At 34.2% G+C, this 17963-nt stretch carries 13 protein-coding genes; 6 read left to right on the top strand and 7 right to left on the bottom strand.

The window, feature by feature from the left end:
• Positions 1-13 precede the first annotated feature (13 nt).
• The 7 genes from essC to C240_RS06240 form a co-directional block, all read right to left on the bottom strand.
• On the bottom strand, positions 14-4528 hold the full coding sequence (gene essC, locus C240_RS06270; protein ID WP_271492423.1) for a type VII secretion protein EssC: 4515 nt from the start codon (positions 4526-4528) through the stop codon (positions 14-16).
• Positions 4529-5752, bottom strand: coding sequence for a type VII secretion protein EssB (gene essB / locus C240_RS06265; RefSeq protein ID WP_271492421.1), 1224 nt, complete (start codon positions 5750-5752; stop codon positions 4529-4531).
• Positions 5753-5757: 5 nt separating this feature from the next.
• On the bottom strand, positions 5758-6015 hold the full coding sequence (locus C240_RS06260) for an EsaB/YukD family protein (protein ID WP_271492419.1): 258 nt from the start codon (positions 6013-6015) through the stop codon (positions 5758-5760).
• Complete coding sequence (locus tag C240_RS06255; RefSeq protein WP_271492417.1) at positions 6005-6475, bottom strand: type VII secretion EssA family protein; 471 nt, start codon at positions 6473-6475, stop codon at positions 6005-6007. The genes C240_RS06260 and C240_RS06255 overlap by 11 nt, the downstream gene beginning before the upstream one ends.
• A complete protein-coding gene (esaA, locus tag C240_RS06250; protein ID WP_271492415.1) occupies positions 6472-9822 on the bottom strand; it encodes a type VII secretion protein EsaA in 3351 nt (1116 codons plus the stop codon). Before esaA ends, C240_RS06255 begins: the two co-directional genes overlap by 4 nt.
• A gap of 73 nt (positions 9823-9895) precedes the next feature.
• The gene (locus C240_RS06245) at positions 9896-10198 is read right to left on the bottom strand and encodes a WXG100 family type VII secretion target (RefSeq protein WP_271492414.1); all 303 of its coding nucleotides are present in this window, start codon (positions 10196-10198) and stop codon (positions 9896-9898) included.
• 218 nt (positions 10199-10416) lie between these two features.
• Complete coding sequence (locus tag C240_RS06240; protein WP_271492413.1) at positions 10417-11142, bottom strand: LytR/AlgR family response regulator transcription factor; 726 nt, start codon at positions 11140-11142, stop codon at positions 10417-10419.
• 255 nt (positions 11143-11397) lie between these two features.
• On the opposite strand from C240_RS06240, the gene C240_RS06235 reads away from it, so the two are divergent.
• The 6 genes from C240_RS06235 to C240_RS06210 all read left to right on the top strand — a co-directional run bounded on the left by C240_RS06235 (position 11398) and on the right by C240_RS06210 (position 17922).
• Entirely contained in the window at positions 11398-12102 is a 705-nt protein-coding gene (locus C240_RS06235) for a GNAT family N-acetyltransferase (protein ID WP_271492412.1), read from the top strand.
• A 40-nt stretch (positions 12103-12142) separates the two neighbouring features.
• On the top strand, positions 12143-13534 hold the full coding sequence (locus C240_RS06230) for a M24 family metallopeptidase (RefSeq protein WP_271492410.1): 1392 nt from the start codon (positions 12143-12145) through the stop codon (positions 13532-13534).
• A 308-nt stretch (positions 13535-13842) separates the two neighbouring features.
• A complete protein-coding gene (rsmG, locus tag C240_RS06225; protein ID WP_271492408.1) occupies positions 13843-14559 on the top strand; it encodes a 16S rRNA (guanine(527)-N(7))-methyltransferase RsmG in 717 nt (238 codons plus the stop codon).
• 15 nt (positions 14560-14574) lie between these two features.
• Entirely contained in the window at positions 14575-15336 is a 762-nt protein-coding gene (locus C240_RS06220; protein WP_271492407.1) for a ParA family protein, read from the top strand.
• A complete protein-coding gene (locus tag C240_RS06215; protein ID WP_271492405.1) occupies positions 15329-16222 on the top strand; it encodes a ParB/RepB/Spo0J family partition protein in 894 nt (297 codons plus the stop codon). Before C240_RS06220 ends, C240_RS06215 begins: the two co-directional genes overlap by 8 nt.
• Positions 16223-17094: 872 nt before the next feature.
• Positions 17095-17922, top strand: a complete 828-nt coding sequence (locus tag C240_RS06210) for a winged helix-turn-helix domain-containing protein (protein ID WP_271492403.1) — start codon at positions 17095-17097, stop codon at positions 17920-17922.
• The last annotated feature ends 41 nt before the right edge of the window (positions 17923-17963 follow it).

Here is a 17963-nt window from a genome sequence, read left to right as displayed (position 1 = left end):
TTTTATGCTCGCTTTATTTGTATTGTTTAATTGGATAGGCAACGTTATTAACAAGATAGTATGCTTCGTCTTCAGCTAACATTGCTTCCTTATAGTTTTTATTACTTGGACTAAAGATGTTTTGGTCATTTAAACGAACATTTAAGATTACTTCCTCTGCACGTTTTAATACCTTACTAATATCATCATAACCTTTTGATAATTCAAAAATATCTGCAATTGAAACAAAGTAGATGCCGACTTGGTGTGCTTCTGTTAATAATTTTACCAATAAAGTTTGATTTAGGGTATCCATTTCACTAACGACCTTGTTAACATTGTTTAGTAAAATATACATTGGTTTTAAACCTCTATAAAAATCTGTAGGGGAAAGTTGACCTTGTTTTTCTCTTTCAATCGTGTATTGTTCTTCACGTTCTTGTAAACGTATTTTTAAAGCATTTAGCAAATCGTGATACTGTTCTTTTTCTGTTGCTAGTGCAGATACTTTATCGTGGAGCTCATATAATGGACTATTTGCTGTATCGAGTAAAATAACTTGGTGTTCTTTTTGTAATAATTGAGAGATGAGTTGTTTACCGAATTGCTCAGCTTCTTGTATTTTTCCATAAGCAAATAGGAGGTTACTTCTATAACTATCCCAAGAAACACTTTGTACTTCTTCAAAGTCGATCCCAACAGGGAACAGGTTAGGGGTGGTCATATCACGTTGTACGCTCGGTATGTTAACGAAATATTCTTCGGTCAATATTTCAGGCACCATCGGAATCGGTTCTGGTCTAGCCCCAGTCCAATGCTCATCCATCTGGCTAACTTCTTCTTGAATCGCTTCAATAATCTGTAACGTATCTTCACCTTCAGCTGGCAACGCAGTCTGGAATAATTCTGGTTCATCCAACTTAATCAACCCACGTCCAGGTAAATCATCAATCGTTAACGTTGTTCGTCCAACAATCGCTCTTGGTTCACTGTCATCAATCATCTTCAACACAACTTGCGTTTTGATATTACTTGAAAGCGTGGCTCTTATTGAATTTTGTCTCCCTGCAGAAAGAAGTAAATGAACCCCGATCCCAGCACCTTCACGAGCCACTTGGGTAATAACTTTTTCAAGAATTTCATTGAACTTCGCATCTTTCAATCCTTCAAAACCATCCAACAAGATAAGAATAATTGGTTCTTCTTTACCACTCGCTCGTTCATACATATCCAAACTAGCCACAGAATACTCACTAAGAAGTTTCTTACGGCGTTTCAATTCATCATTGATCCGACGTGCGAATTTCTCAATTTTCTCTTCTTCATCAATACTCATCGTATCAGCCACATGTGGTAATTTCTTAAGCGGTAATAGCCCATTCGTTCCGAAATCAAGCAAGTACACATTCAATCTTTCAGGATTATGTACACGCGCTAAATCCATCACAACTGTCTGCATAAACGTACTTTTTCCATATCCCGGACTACTAAACACGATCATATGTCCTTCTTGCGTCATGTTTAAGCGTAACGTTTCTTGTGCCTGCATGCTTGGCACATCGACAACCCCGAGTACAGGTTCAAGCGGTTGTTTCTCCGTCAACCATTCTTCTCTAAAGTTAATTGGATGAAGGGTAGAAGAAGCAATCCGTTCTTCCAATGGCGGTAACCAAGGTCTCGGTAGAGGCGTGATATTCTCACGTTCCGCTACTTCATGAATCCCATCAATAATCGCATCTAATTCAGTCGGAATCTGTTTCACATCATCCGCATTTTCCAGTCCACTTAAATCTTCACTTAAAATTTCATACTGACCAAGATCATTCACTAGGTAAATCGTATGATCTTCAATCTGCTGGTCATCTTTTTCAGGCTGGTAATCCGCGCCACTCCACGCGCTTTGGAACAATTCATAAATCTCATTATTCCCAACTTGTAGATACGCACGACCCGCTTGTGTGATTTCCGCCGCATCAGGTGTTTTTAACATTTCCATCGAATCGGCACGGTCTGCTACTTTTAAGGCAAGTTTAAATTTCGAGTTACTCCAGATTTGGTCATTCACGACACCACTTGGTTTTTGTGTCGCAAGAATCAAGTGAATCCCTAATGAACGTCCAATACGAGCAGTAGAAACCAATTCTTTCATAAATTCCGGCTGTTCAGTTTTCAACTCCGCAAACTCATCACTGATTAAGAAAAGGTGAGGCATGGGTTCATCCACATCGCCATTTTTGTATAATTTTTGGTACTGATTAATATGATTCACGTTATTCTCTGAGAACAGGCGCTGACGGCGTTTTAGCTCGGCATTGATCGAGATTAAGGCACGCATACTTTGAGCACCGTCTAAGTTGGTAATACTCCCTAATAAGTGAGGCAGATTACGGAACAAGTTCGCCATTCCTCCACCTTTGTAGTCAATCAGTAGGAAAGCGACATCGTACGGATGGAAATTTACCGCTAAACTCAAGATATAACTTTGCACAATCTCAGATTTACCAGAACCGGTTGTCCCGGCAACTAAACCATGGGGACCATGGGCTTTTTCATGCAAGTTCAAATACACAATATCGTCTTTTCCACGTAAACCAAGCGGTACAGCTAAGGTTTTATGTGGGGAATGTTCCGCCCAGCGTTGGGTCACGTTAAATTCATCAAAGGTTTCAATCCCGTACATTTCTAAAAATGTCACAGCTTCAGGAATACTTGATTTCAAGTTTTGTAAGTGATTCAACGGCGCTAATAAACGCGGTAATTGTTCTTTGTCAAACCCAGCAGGGAAGTGATCCAATTGGAACGGCGTGTTTTTCAACTGACCTTCTTCCAATAACAGAACCCCTGTATTGCGGTCACGGATATCAATAACGGTTTTGATATTATCGGATAAACTACTCATGACATCTTCTACAAAAATTACACTACAGCCAAGTTCACTTGGATCTTCGTTAAAGAATTCCATGATGACATGATCCAGAATCAATTTTTCATCGGTAATCATGACCACATAGTGAGGGGAGAAGATCGTACTATCGCGATTATTGCGGTTTTCTTCCATCGAGTTTTTCCGATTTTTCAAGATTTGATTTAAACTATTCAAAACTTGATCCCGACTACGTTGGTTATAGACAAAACCACGTACATTGACGTCTTGCATCTTCGCATGAGGTAACCAGCGCATCCATTCCCATTGGTCTTTTTCAGCTTCCGGGAAGATGGAGATAAATTGTAAATCATGGTAGCTATGAAATACCGATAATTGATTAACGAGTAAATGTAATTGTTCTAATACCAATTTTCTTGGCCCAATATACCCCACAGGTCCATTCATTAAATTGGCTAAAACAGGCATTTCGTTTAGTTCTAAACTTTTGGTATATAGTTCATATCCGCTTTTTTCCAAATCATCTGTTTCTTTCCCACGTTCTTTGTTCGAGTAAGAAATGTCACTAGATGACAGAACATTCCCTAAGCCTAAACGATAGAAGAGAAAGTCAAAGTGCAGCGGTGTTTTTTCATAAATCCGTGGGCTGTAGGTTTTGGTCATATCCAGTAATTCAGAAACGCTAGGATAATGATACAGCTGTCCTTGTTTTTGTTCTTGATTTAATTGGTGTAATTCAACTGATTTATCGACTAAATATTTTTTGTAGCTGATTTCTCTATCGATTAAGCTTTGTTTATGGTCTTTTCGACCTTTAAAATAGTTAGTAATCGAGAAAATAATGGTAATCATCGTTGTAGCAGCACTGGCTAAAACGAATAAGCCATTTGGACGGAAGAATGCCATAGCGACTGTTACCATCAACATCACGATTGGCGGTAAAATTGTTTTAATCAACTGATCTTTTGGTGCATCTTTTGGATCACTTGGCGCATTAATCGTAATTTTTTCTTCTGGCTCACGATAAATAATCCGTGGTGAACGGTGGAAATCTGGATAATCTTCGTAGACATCATAACGAGAGGCATAGATTTCGCATAAATCAGATTTGACAATCGTTCCTTCTGTTGCATGGATTTCATGTGGAAAGACTTTAAGAGTATGTTCTAAGAAAGATAATTCATCTCCTTTATGCAGCACATATTCTGTCTCGGTAAACAGCTGATTGTTAATCATTAATTCACCAGAAATCCGTGTTAATAGCCATTCATTTTCTTGTTTCTTCAAAATAACGGTCAGAGGTTCTGTATGTCCCTCAGTTGGTAATTCCAGTGTTGCGCCTTTATCCGTGCTTAAGATGATTTCTTTTTTATCTAATAAATCAAAAATATGCAGTTTTTTTACAGGTGCTAAAATGACCGTCGCTTTTTGATCGTCAGATAGTGAAAAAGTAAGGGGAGTAGCTAATTCAAGTACATGATCTTGGTCTTGATAAGTTAATACCCAGTTTTCTTTCATTTCGATCGTAAAGGCATCTGCCTCTGTCAATAAAGGTAAATGCAACGCAGCTTGGTTATCACTGCCGATTTGTTGGGCTTTTTCTTCATCAAGGATTAGTTGGTAACGGTATCCCTGAAGGTAGATGAGTGCTTGTATCTTATGCATCTAGTTTCCCTCCTGAGCAGTAGATCCTTGTGTTTCTTCAGCTGCAGCAGCGTTCACACTTTCATCACGTTTTTCTTTATATTTTTTGTAATCATCTTCAAGTTTATTGATTGTTTCTTCTTTTTCAGTTCCGGTCATTTTTGTATCTTTTCTAACTTGTTCGATTTTTTGAGTAATACCATAAAGAATTAAGTCAGAGTCTTCTAAGTTTTTCGCCACATCTAAGGCTTCATCCAGATTTCCGCGACCATTTTCGATCCAGTAATCTAAGTAGTTTTCGTCAGATCTTAGTGTAATGTTGTTTAAAATAACCTTTTTCTGTTGTTCCTGCAAAGCTTCTCCTTGAATAAAACTGTAAGCCAATTCGTATTTTTGGGTAAATGGAATATTGGCTGTTTGAACAGGTTCTAACGTTGTGATAACTGCTTCATAATCATTTTTCAAGAAAGCCGTATCTGTGTTTTGCATGCGATCTAAGAAAGGTAAACGGAAAAATAGTAGATACGCTAATGGAATCACTAAAATAACAGCTAATACAGACATCCAAATTGACAATTGTTTTGTGATTTGGAATTTTGTTTTGCTTACTTTCTTGATTGTTTTATTTGTGTGTTCCACTGTTTGATCGTAGTTTTCGATAAGGTATTGTCGAATCTCTTCAAAACTTTCTTTTTTAAGAATTGTTTGGATAAATTCTGAGCCTTTTTTGATCTCCAATTGACCTTCATATAATTTTGAAAAATCTTGATTTTTTTCGAATAAGGCAATGATTAAGCTTTTGTATTGTCTCAATAACAAGTCATAGCTTGTCAACTTAGGCGGCATTTTACCTGCTAGTCCGCGATAAGCGATTTTAGGCAATAAGTTATAGTCAAATAAGATATTTTCTGGATGGATAAAGAATGTTAAAGGTAAATCCAATAATTGCTCAATTTTCGCCATATTTGCCATTGCTCGTAATTTATCTTCTTTTGATGCTGTTTTTAATTCGTCAAAAGTAAGACGTTCTTTCGGCAACTCATAAGTAAAGGTAACCGTATCTTCTTCCCATTGGATAGTTGTATCCATCAACAATGGATGTGATACTTTCAGTAAAGCTAAATCTTTTTCTTCATTGACTTGGACTTCTGATTTTCTTAAAGCTAGCGTCCAGTTTTCCTCGGTTTTGTTAAATTCATATGTGTGTTTTTCAATAATTACGTCTAGTTTTTTCGTGGTTTCCATCAATTTTACTCTCCCAACACTTCTATTATGTCCCCATTAGTAATCGGATAATCTTTTAGTTTTTTTTCTTCATCTAAAAGAATTCCTTTATTTAACACCTTAATTTGGTATTTCTTCAATGCTTTTTCTTTATTAAAAATCTGATTCAACTCTCGAATAAAACGGTAAACAGTAATATTATTCGGAATTCTTAAATCAACTTGTTTACTCTCATTTTCTTGATATAACAAGGTAATATTGATATGTTCTTGATTATCTGCCATCTTGCTGACCTCTTTTTCTACTGTGATACAACACTAATGTTACGACTGTGACTAGTACCAATCCTAAAATTAAGGGAAATAACGCCATAGGGGAAGAAACTGTTGTAACAGTTTCTTCTTTCCTAATTGCTGCTTGATTATTTTCATTTCCTGCAAACAATTGTGTGTGATCGGTCTCTTTAGTTCTAGGTAGTCTGTTTAAAAATAATTTAGATTCTTCTTCTTCACGTTGTTTCGTTGCTACTTGTTTTGCGTGTGTAACCTTTTCGATCATTTCTTCTTCAAACAAACGGTCGGTTGCAACAAAACTTTGTGCATTTTTATTATCTTCTTGTTTTTGGTTTAGTCGATCTGTTTTTAAATCTAAGTTGTTATCTAATAATGTTTCGGTTGCAAATGATGTGTTAGAAAAGGAGAGGAGTCCTACTCCTAGTAAGAATAAGGTCATTAATTTTTTCACTTTTTCGCCACTTCCTTCACTCGTCTTCTTGGTTTCCAAATGAAAATATTGAATGCAACCAATGCTGCGATTATTAGTAGATATAAAATAATATGAACGACATTTAATGCATTATTCGCTAAAATATCAGCTAGATTATTTTCGCCAATAGACAATGGATTAATTGCACGAATTACGTCGACCATCGGGTTATTGCCTTTGGTTTTTCCAATTGCGTTGGTGACAAAGACATAACTAATAAATAAGAAGAGACTCACTGCAAAACCTGCAATATGGAACTGTTTTAGTGCATAGTGATTTAATAATGAGAAGATCAGCATAAATAATACGACCATCATTACCCAGACAATCTGTGCTTCTTTAGCGATTCCTAATTCGCTGATACTTAAAATACCTAAAATAATCCCCATACCAACGGCACTTAAGCTAAGAAGAATTGTTTCTAAGATATTGTCTTTCAACCAAAGTTTTTCACGTTTAAATTTATTTTTCACTTTTTTCACAACGGGTTGCGTAGCAAATAGGTAAGCTACAAATAAACTCAATGTAAACATAATCAAAATCCAAGTGAATGGTTCGTTGATTTCGGTTGTTTTAATCGTTGCTTCGGCTTTACCGTTAACAGGATTAGCGATAAATTGCAACAATGTGTTATTTGGGACACCGTCTTTATGAGCATTGTTCAAGACTTTGATAAATGCAGAAACAAAGTCATTGTTGTTTGCTAGTTCTTTGTTTAGGTTGTCCATGATTACGTCGGCGTTATCGGATAGATCTTCACCGTTTTTCTGGGCTTGCGCTACATCTTTATCAAAAGAAGTAAAGATCGATTTCACACTTTCAGCTTCTTTTACATTCATGTCAGAAGCATCTTTTAGCATTTCGGCTTGTGTTTTTATTGTTTCTAACATTGAGTTAATTGCCGAAATTTCTGTGTCAGTTTCAGTATTATCGGAAGCAACTTTTATTTCTGATTCGTTGATAGTAGACATGTTTTTTTGCCAATCTTCGAGTTGGTTTAAATGGCTTTGAACATTCGTATTTAGATTCATAGTGTTTCCTTGGATTTCTTGAAGCTTTTCTCCAATTCGTTCGGACTGCCGATCAATGTCACTAGCTTGTCTTTTTAAAGAATCAAGTTTTGTATACTGATCTTTATAATGTCCTGAGGCAAATGTTCCGTTAAGCACTTCTTTAAACATGTCAGTCATGTTCATGTCCAATAAATTGTTAAAAATATCGAATGGGTACTTGTCAAACTCCTGTAGCTCAATATTGACTGTTTTATATAATTCGATTGATTTTCCTAATTCTTCGGCATACTTTCTGTTTGCGTATTGATAGCTTTCTGAAAGGAATGCTGAAACATCTGTTTTCTGGTTCCATGAAATAGAGTATACTCCGTTAACTGCACGACTAGTATATGTTTCTACAGGTGTAGATTCCATTGATTTTTCTTCTGTTGATTGTGAGATAGTTGTCTTATCCTCTTCAGTATCTGTACTTGTAGTCTCTTCTTCTGGTTTTGTCTCATCCGGTATAACATCGACTGATGGAACAAGATCAGAAGTAACGGCACTTCTTGTAACATCTGGTGGAATTGTAGCTGTAACAGTAATTGGTATCTCAGGTGCTCCTTGCGTTTCATCAAAATCAGTAGAAAAAGTATACTTAACCCTAATTGAACTACTTGAATCAATTGGAATTGGACTATTTGGAATAACTGGAGTATCAGGGTAACCGTAAGTAATACTTTCTACACCCTCAGGAAAGTTACCAAACATGATACTGCCAATATTTCTATAATTTGTAAGTGAAATAGTGAAAGATTTTTCTTTTGTGAGAGCATTTTCTCTTTGATTAACTAGTCTATCGTAAGCCGTTCTTAAACTTTGGTGATAGGAACTAGCACCAATGATCTCACTGTCAACTTTCCACTCTAGTTCTTTTATTGGTGTATTTTCAGGATACTTTTCATTTGTTTCTCTAATTTTTTGATTTATCTTTTCTACATATTCCAGCATACCGTTATATCCATAGATATAGTCGCGAATTTTTTCAATTGCAGGATCAGTTGTGTATGGTAAATAACCATATAAGAAAACTTCATTGAATTCATTAATATCTCGCGTATCTTGTTTAAATGGTAGGCTGTCTAAACGTTTTTGCATTTTTTCTAAATAGCTATCATTGAATCTAGAGACGGAATTTAGTTGGCTATAGTCGTAATCCATTTTTGTTAGAACATCTTTAAATGTAACTTTAGTTGCTTCTTCTGGATTACTAATTCTAAATTGTTTAAAGAACTCCGTACTATACGTATCGAAATATTTCTCTTGAATAGCTTCTAACTCGGTAATTTGCTTTTCCACATCTGCTTTGGATGCTACTAGCTGATCATTTAATGCATTCATTTGCTGAATGTACTGTCCATCACCATCTTCTGAAGCCACAAAATCTGCTTGCAAAGATTGATTTAAACTCTCCAATGTACTGTAGATTTTACTTGTTTCTGAACTTAAGATGCTTTCATCCATAGAAGTTAATCTTGATACAAATTCTTCATATGTTAGTTTTCCATCTGCTCTTTGTTTTAACAACTGTTCCAATAACGAAGAGAAGTCTTGGTGACTACTAACAAGTGACTCAGGATTTTTGATAAATTCAGTTAAGGTGTTTGTCAGCATATCATTGGCTTGCAAAGCACTTTGGGATTGAGAGGTGATACTTGGCAAATACTCTTTAAAGTTAATCGTCGGTTGATAAAGAATATCTTGGAACGTGCCCACCGAAGCTGTTTGATTTGTATAAACTTTTTCAATATTTCTTTGTGCAGTATACAAATTGTCAACAATGCTCACTACATATAAATCCACGAGTTGCTGATTCAAGTCGCTAACAATTCTTCTCCCAACGCTTCTTGATTCATTTTCTAAAGTCGCATTTCCGTTTGCATTGATTTTATAATTTACTTGAACTTTTTCTGGTGCTTGGCTATCTAATTCTAGTAATTTACTTGAGAAGTTACTTGGAATCGTTACGAGCAAGTTGTATGTCCCATTTTTCAACCCATTTTCAGCAATTCCTCGACTGACTGTGAACCAATTATAGGTAACATCTTTTTCAATTTTTTTGACATAATCGGAACCAAGATTATAGTCTATGTTATTTTTATTAACTCCAGCATCTTCATTTACTAGAGCAATATTTAGCCTCATATCCTCTTCTTCTTGGTCTTTTTTAGCAGAGATATCCGTAAAATCCCGATTCATGAATATAAGCATAATAAGTAATATTAAAACCATCCAAACAGATTTTAAAATGTAATAAAGTTTTTTACTGTTCATGTCTCCATTCTCCTAAAAAAAGAGGAATAGTGAGAAGCAAGAAGCCCTCCCTATTCCTCAGTTATATGATTGCCTATAGGCCTCTTCCAATTGCAGAAGAAATATTTTGGTCTGTTTCTTCCATGATGTCAGCAACTTGGATTAATTGTTGGTTGATTTGCTCTAATAATTCAGCAAACTCTGATACTTTAGGTTTTAATGCGCTGAATTGATCGTTAAAGCTGTCAAAACCGCTACCTTCCCAGTTTCCTTGGATAGTATCTTGTTCACTTTGTAATTTTTGCAAGATATCGTTTACTTGGTTTGATCCGTCATTGTATTTTGTTGCTGAAGTTTTTAGTTCTTGTGGGGATAATTTAATTCTATCGCCTGCCATTTTTCATTCCTCCAAATTTTTATAATCTAGTAGGTATCTAAAAAGATACCTAGCTTATGTAAAGACTATCATATAAAAGTACTATAAAAACCATTGACGTAATAAAATGCGAATTTAATGTAATAAATAGCTAATTATTAGTTTTTTCGTTAGACCTTAGTGGTCTTTATATATGGTTATTTGCGTTTTCTTTCAAACTGGATGTAAAGAAAAATAATTTAATTTTTATTTAAAAATTTTACATATTTACTTCTTAATTGATCCTTAAATTTTCGACTTATGGGGATAGCAAGGATGTCGTGTTGTTCCGTGTTTTCCACATTTTTGAGAATAACTTCATTTTTAATAATTTCATTAACATAATTTAAATTTAGTACATAGCTTCCGTGCGTTTTAACAAAGTAGTTCAAATCTAGCTTATCCAATATTTCAGACATGGTTAAATAAGTTTTGTAGGCTTTTTCCCTAGTATGAATGTAGGCAATACGGCCGCTTTTCGCTATATATATAATTTCGTTCATTGATAAAACAATTGTTTTTCTATTAAATGAAAAATCAAAATATGTATTAGCTGTATTTAAATAGTTTTGTGCTCTAAGCATGGTTTCAAGCAGTTTTTCCTTAGTTAGGGGTCTGATTAAGTAGTCAAAGGCATGGACTTTAAAAGCTTCCGACATATAAAAGTTGCTGTTTGAAACAAAAATGATTAACGCTGCTAAATCAAACTCTCGAATTTTTTGAGCTAAATGAAGACCATTGTTTTTGGCCATTTCTATTGAAATAAAATAAATACTGTATCGTGTGTCTACTTTATGAATGTATTTTAGTAATTTTGTTTCGCTGCTAAAAAAATCAAAATCATATTTTTGTTGGTAATATAAAGTTAAAAACTGTTCAATTCTTCCTATTTCAACTGTATCATCGTCACACAATGCGATTTTCAAGAATTTACCTCCTTTTGCTATAAATTTTAATTTAGTAAGAAATCAATCTACCTTTTATCGTTATTTTTTTTCATTTATAAAGTTCTTGTGTACCTATTGTATTACTTATATTTATCATATCATAACTAGCAAAACATTTTAACTGAATTTTTATCATTTTTAAGTAATAATTTTTCTAAAAAAGATATAATTTTATAGCATCAGTAGGAATAAAGATAGTTATTTGTTAAACTAGTTGAAACAGGAGGCGATTATTTGGAAAAAGCAAGAACAAATAAATACAATCAACCAATTGGGTACCCTGTAACTAACTGGAATAAGCGGGAATTTCCTAAAAAAAATTTACTAGAAGGAACGTATTGCAATTTAGAAAAAATTGATCCGGAGAAACATTTTGCGGATTTATATAAAATTTATGGACCGGAAAGTAATCCTGAAACATGGACGTACATACCTATGGAAGCATTTCAAAGTGAAAGTGAATTTTTAGATCATCTGACATTTATCAGTCAATCACAAGAATTTGTTCAATATGCAATTATCGACAAAGTAAGTGGAAAAGCACTTGGTACATTAGCACTGATGCGTATAGATGAGCAGCAGGGGAGTATTGAAGTTGGTTATGTGATTTATTCAGATCAATTGAAAAAAACACGGATTGCCACAGAAGCGCAGTATCTTTTAGCTTGTTATGCTATAGATGAATTAGGATATCGTCGCTATGAGTGGAAATGTGATGCACTAAATGGACCGTCTAGAAATGCAGCACTACGTTTGGGATTTATTTTTGAAGGGATTTTTCGAAATGCGCTTGTTTACAAAAATCGTAACAGAGATACAGCTTGGTTTTCGATTATTGATAGCGAGTGGGGAAAAAACAAGGCTCGTTTAGAAGCGTGGTTAGCGGAAACTAATTTTACTGCTGATGGTAAACAAAAGCTTCGTTTAGAAGAATGTTAGGTTTTGAAAAAATTAAAAAAACTAGGATGGGATGACTCAAATGAATAATGTAAATGTCCAACTTGCTAAGATTGAAAAACCAATGATTTTTAATGATGTTGCGGCAACATATTTAACCGATGAAACGATGAATGAAAGAAAACAAAAAGTTTTGGAAAACATGGCTTCAGAAGGTTTTGATGCATTGGTAATTTATGCAGATAAAGAACATGGAGGGAATTTCGAGTATTTAACAGGATTTATTCCTCGATTTGAAGAAGCGTTATTAGTTTTATATAGTCACGGTGCATGTACATTGATACTTGGAAATGAAAATTTAAAAATGGCAAAAGTTTCTCGCATCGAAAATCAACTCGTTCATTCGCCATTGTTTTCTTTACCAAATCAACCGATGGATAATGAAGCAAGGCTGGAAACTATTTTTGAATCAATCGGTTTAGCTGAAAAAAATAAAATTGGCGTTGTTGGCTGGAAAATGTTTACAACCAATGAATCAGATAATTCTGAGTATTTTGATTTGCCGTATTTTATTATCCAAGCACTTTTAACAAGTAAAAATCCGCAAGCTGTGCTCGAAAATGCTGCCCACTTATTTATTCGAGGTGATAAAGGTGCACGTACAGTCAATAATGCTAACGAAATTGCTCATTATGAATATGGTGCGAATCTATCATCTAATTGTATTTTAAAAGCGATGGATGCTGTAGGCTTGGAAGTAACTGAAGCGATGTTAGGTAATATTTTAACAGCAGATGGGCAAACCAACACAGTAGTGACAATCGCCGCGACTGGTCAACGTTTTGAATATGCTAATGTTTATCCTACGCATAAAACAGTGAAACTTGGTGATCCATTATCACTGACAACAGCTTTTAAAGGAGGGTTATCTAGTCGAACGGGTTTTGTAATTGAAAATGAAAGTCAGCTTCCGGAAAATCAAAAAGATTATTTAGACAGAGTAGCAAAGCCTTATTATAAAGCTGTCGCAACCTGGTTAGAAACAATCAAAATTGGGATGGCTGGAGATGAACTTTATCAAACGATTGAATTAGTTTTTCCAAAAACTAATTATCATTGGCATTTAAATCCTGGACATCTAGTTTCTGATGAAGAATGGATGTCTTCACCAATCTATGCAGGATCTAATGAAAAACTTAAGAGTGGGATGATTTTGCAAATTGATATTATTCCATCAATTGCTGGCTATACAGGAGTTAGTGCAGAAGAATGTGTGGCTTTGGCCGATGAAAAACTACAAAACCAGCTTCAAACAGAATATCCTGAGTTATGGAAACGAATTGCAGCAAGAAAAGCTTACATTAAAGAAGTGTTGAATATTGAATTGAGTGAGGATATTATCCCATTGTCTAATACAGTCGGATATTTACGTCCATTTTACTTAGCAAAAGATCATGCTTTTCATTGCGAGTAATCAGTGAATAAAATTAGAGTTTGGATTAAGCGATGTTATTTGCTGGATTCAAACTCTTATTTTATGAGTAAAATACACTGTTACACGTGAAACATTTATGTCGTTAATCTATCTGTGTGCGAACCTTAAAAATACACGTATTTATGTTAGCAAAATAAACAAATAAATTTGTATCTTTATATAGAAAGAAAACTTTTATTACAACTACTATAAAAACATCTAAAACCATTGCAAGAAATCTCTATTTGCGTTAAAGTAAGAAAAGACAATTGTGAAACATTTTCTGTTTCACGCAAGAAAGGGAACTTATGACACCAGAAGAATTTAAGCAGTTACTTAGCCACAAAGGTATCCATTTATCCGAACAGCAAATGGCACAATTTTCCCGTTATTTCTCTTTGCTTGTTGAATGGAATGAGAAGATGAACTTGACGGCAATTACAGAAGAAAAAGAAGTCTACTTGAAGCATTTTTATGATTCAATTTCATTAGCATTTTTTGAAGATTTTGCTACAAATAAATCTATTTGTGATGTAGGCGCGGGAGCGGGATTTCCTAGTATTCCGTTAAAAATTGTTTTTCCTTCATTACAAGTAACGATTGTTGACTCATTAAATAAACGCATTACATTTTTAACAGAGTTAGTGAATCAATTAGGTTTAGAAAATGTATCATTATACCATGATCGTGCAGAGTCATTTGGTCAGCGTGAAGAATTTCGTGCGGCATTTGATTATGTGACAGCTCGTGCAGTTGCCCGTTTAAATGTGTTAAGCGAACTTTGTTTACCGTTAGTTAAAAAAGACGGATTTTTCTTAGCATTGAAAGCAGCTAAAAGTGAAGAAGAAATTTCAGAAGCGAAACCTGCGATTGCTTTATTAGGCGGGAAATTCCAAAAAGAAGTTTCATTTGAACTACCAGTCACCGCTGATGAACGGCATATTGTCGTGATTCAAAAGAAAAAAGAAACACCTAAAAAATATCCGAGAAAACCTGGATTACCAAATAAACAACCAATCAAGTAAGATGGAGGGACACAAATGGCACGAATTATTTCTGTAGCAAATCAAAAAGGCGGTGTTGGTAAAACGACAACCACTGTGAATCTAGGTGCTTGTCTTGCTTATTACGGCAAGAAAGTGTTGCTGATCGATATTGATGCTCAAGGAAATGCAACTAGCGGAATCGGCGTGCGTAAACCTGATGTAGCGCATGATGTTTATGATGTATTAGTTAATGAAGAGCCAATTAAAGAAGTAATTCAGCAAACATCAAGAGAAAATCTAGATATCGTTCCTGCCACAATTCAATTAGCAGGTGCCGAAATCGAATTGACTTCAATGATGGCTCGTGAATCTCGGCTAAAAGCTGCAATCGGTGAAGTCAGTGATATCTATGATTTTATTTTGATTGATTGTCCGCCGTCTTTAGGACATTTGACGATCAATGCTTTTACAGCCAGTGATTCAATTTTGATTCCGGTTCAATGTGAATATTATGCATTAGAAGGGTTAAGTCAGTTGTTAAATACTATTCGCCTAGTTCAAAAGCACTTCAATCCTGATTTACGTATTGAAGGTGTCTTATTGACGATGTATGATGCTCGTACTAATTTGGGGGCGGAAGTGGTAGAAGAAGTACGAAAATATTTCCGTGAAAAAGTCTATGATACGATTATTCCGAGAAATGTTCGCTTATCCGAAGCGCCAAGCCATGGTTTATCAATTATTGATTATGATCCCCGTTCACGTGGTGCCGAGGTGTACCAAGCACTAGCAAAGGAAGTGTTGGAGAATGAGTAAAGGAAAAGGTTTAGGTAGAGGCATTGATGCATTGTTTCAAGATTTTGCTAGTTTAGAAGATGTTGACGTTCAAAAAGAAGAAGTCATTGAGATTGCTTTAAATGAGCTTCGTCCGAATCCATATCAGCCAAGAAAGACTTTCGATGAGGCGTCTTTACAAGAACTAGCAAACTCAATTCAGCAATCAGGTGTTTTTCAACCGATTATTGTTCGAAAATCAGCTGTCAAAGGATATGAAATTATTGCAGGTGAAAGACGTTTCCGTGCTTCAAAATTAGCAGAGAAAGAAACAATTCCAGCAATTGTCCGTGAATTTGACGAAGAAGCAATGATGCAAGTCGCTGTTTTAGAAAATTTACAGCGTGAAGATTTAAATCCTTTAGAAGAAGCTGAAGCTTACGATATGTTGATGAAAAATCTGAAACTAACACAAGTAGAAGTCGCAGAACGCTTAGGGAAAAGCCGACCTTATATTGCAAACTATTTACGTTTGTTAACGTTACCTGTACAAGTTAAAGAGATGGTTCAAGGTGAAACATTATCAATGGGACAAGCTAGAACCTTGCTTGGTTTAAAAGACAAAGACTTGATTTTAACATTAGCCAAACGGGTGGTCGCAGAAAATTTGACTGTTCGTCAGTTAGAACAAATCGTAAATGACTTAAATGAAAACCAAGGCAAAAAAGCTGCTAAAAAAGAGAAGAAAGTAATAGCTGAAAAACCTTATTACATTCGTGAAAGTGAAGATCGCTTAATGGATAAGTTTGGTACAACAGTTGCTATCCAAGAAAAAGAAGGGAAAGGGAAGATCGAAATCGAATACCTTTCACAATCTGATTTAGCAAGAATTTTAGATATTTTAGAAATCAATTTTGATGAATCTTAATTAAAAAAGTGGTACATACAAAACTGTTTAAGTTTTATATGTACCACTTTTTAATTTTGTTAGATTTATGAAGTAGTTTATTAAATATTAACTTAAATAACTTTTTTGAAAATCAAATTTTTTAAAAATAGTTATATGTAATAAAAAAACATAATATTTCTTATTTTTGTATAAAATAAGAAATATTCATAATTGTTAAAATAAAGTATCTAGATATCGAATAAATAGGCGTTTAAACAGATGTTTCTCTTTTAAGTATACAATAACCAATTTGGACATGTCAATGAAGAATAAAAAATAACAATATATTTAATTTATGTATAATATAGTCAGCTTACTGAGCTTGAAACACACAATTAACGTTAAACATTGATATCTAGCTGAATGATTATGTAAAATTTTAAAAAATTACACTACTGTTTTTTATAGTTCCTATTAGAAAATAGCATAGGATAATTTACTTATTTTTATTCGCCGTCAAATGAACCGTCAAATAAATGATCTAAACCATTGATTTTTTCTCTGAAAAATAAAGAGGAAAAGAAAAAGGTTCTTTTTATCGTTCCAAAAGCAGCAAAGTTTCTTTATTTCTTGAATTCTTCTTTTTATAATTTTTTTCAATCTATTTTGGCATTTGACCGTCAATAGACCGTCAACTAAAGTTATAAAGAACCATATAATTCTGTATTAGACATAATATTTCTTATTTTATACAAGAATAGGAAATCTCTACTTTCTAAGTATTTTCAGAGTGCAAGAAATAAACTTCCTTTAAATCTACTAAAAGTACATGTGAAGGAACTTTGATTAAACATGAATGGTTGGCTATTTTATTATACAAATTACAAAAAACAGAGGAGGATTTTCTATTTATGAGGAAAAAAATTATTATACTAACAGATACTCTTAGTGCTAATGGATTATTGCAAAATAGTTTGTTGAACATGGATTATGAAATTATGGTTTCTAAAGATATACTTACTCAACCCAAAGATAAAGAATTTTATTTTCTGCAAAACTTTGATCTTATTATTTATCAACAATCTATGTACAGTGGGTTAAAAGAATCATTTTTGGATAATTTAGCGCTATTGAACAAACCGATCGTTGTTTTGACATTTGAATCAGAGGAAGCTAATACGTCCAAGTATTTAAATAGTGGTAATGTGGTTTTTATTCGCTATCCAATATCTGTGACAGATTTAGCAAGTCGATTGGCAACTATTTTTGAAGAAGAAGCTAGCCGCGCAGGCAAAAATGGTCAAGAAAACAATGTAACATCTTTTATCGATAGTGAAGGAACAAGCTCAAGTAGCACATCTTTCTCAAATATTGGCAAAGTTAAAAAACAACATTCTTATCAATTGAAGGATCGTACCTTAATCATTGATAGCTGGTTGATCCCTCTGACTAAAAAAGAACATCAAGTGTTGGAGCATTTTATTAAGTCGGAGCAAAGAGTATTTTCAAGTCAGGCTTTGTGTGAAGCGATCTGGACAAATGCAAAACAAAAGAACAAGCAAGCTTTGTTAAGTAACTTAATTAATAGAATCAAGCAAAAAATTATGGAAAAAACATCAATTTTTGAGCCCTTTATTCTAAATAAAAAAGGCATAGGTTATTATTTGAATCAAGAATTCATAGAAATAGATGAGCAGCAAAATGAAATAATAAGAGAATTACTCGTTGGTAGCGTTTAATGTAGAACAGAAATGGTAAAAGGGGAGCGGGAAATTTGGCA

The organism is Enterococcus sp. 5H (assembly GCF_028128615.1).
In the GTDB taxonomy this organism is placed as follows: Bacteria; Bacillota; Bacilli; order Lactobacillales; family Enterococcaceae; genus Enterococcus_L.
The sequence above is the reverse complement of the archived record's forward strand: the minus strand, read 5'-3'. Positions and strand labels throughout refer to the sequence as shown.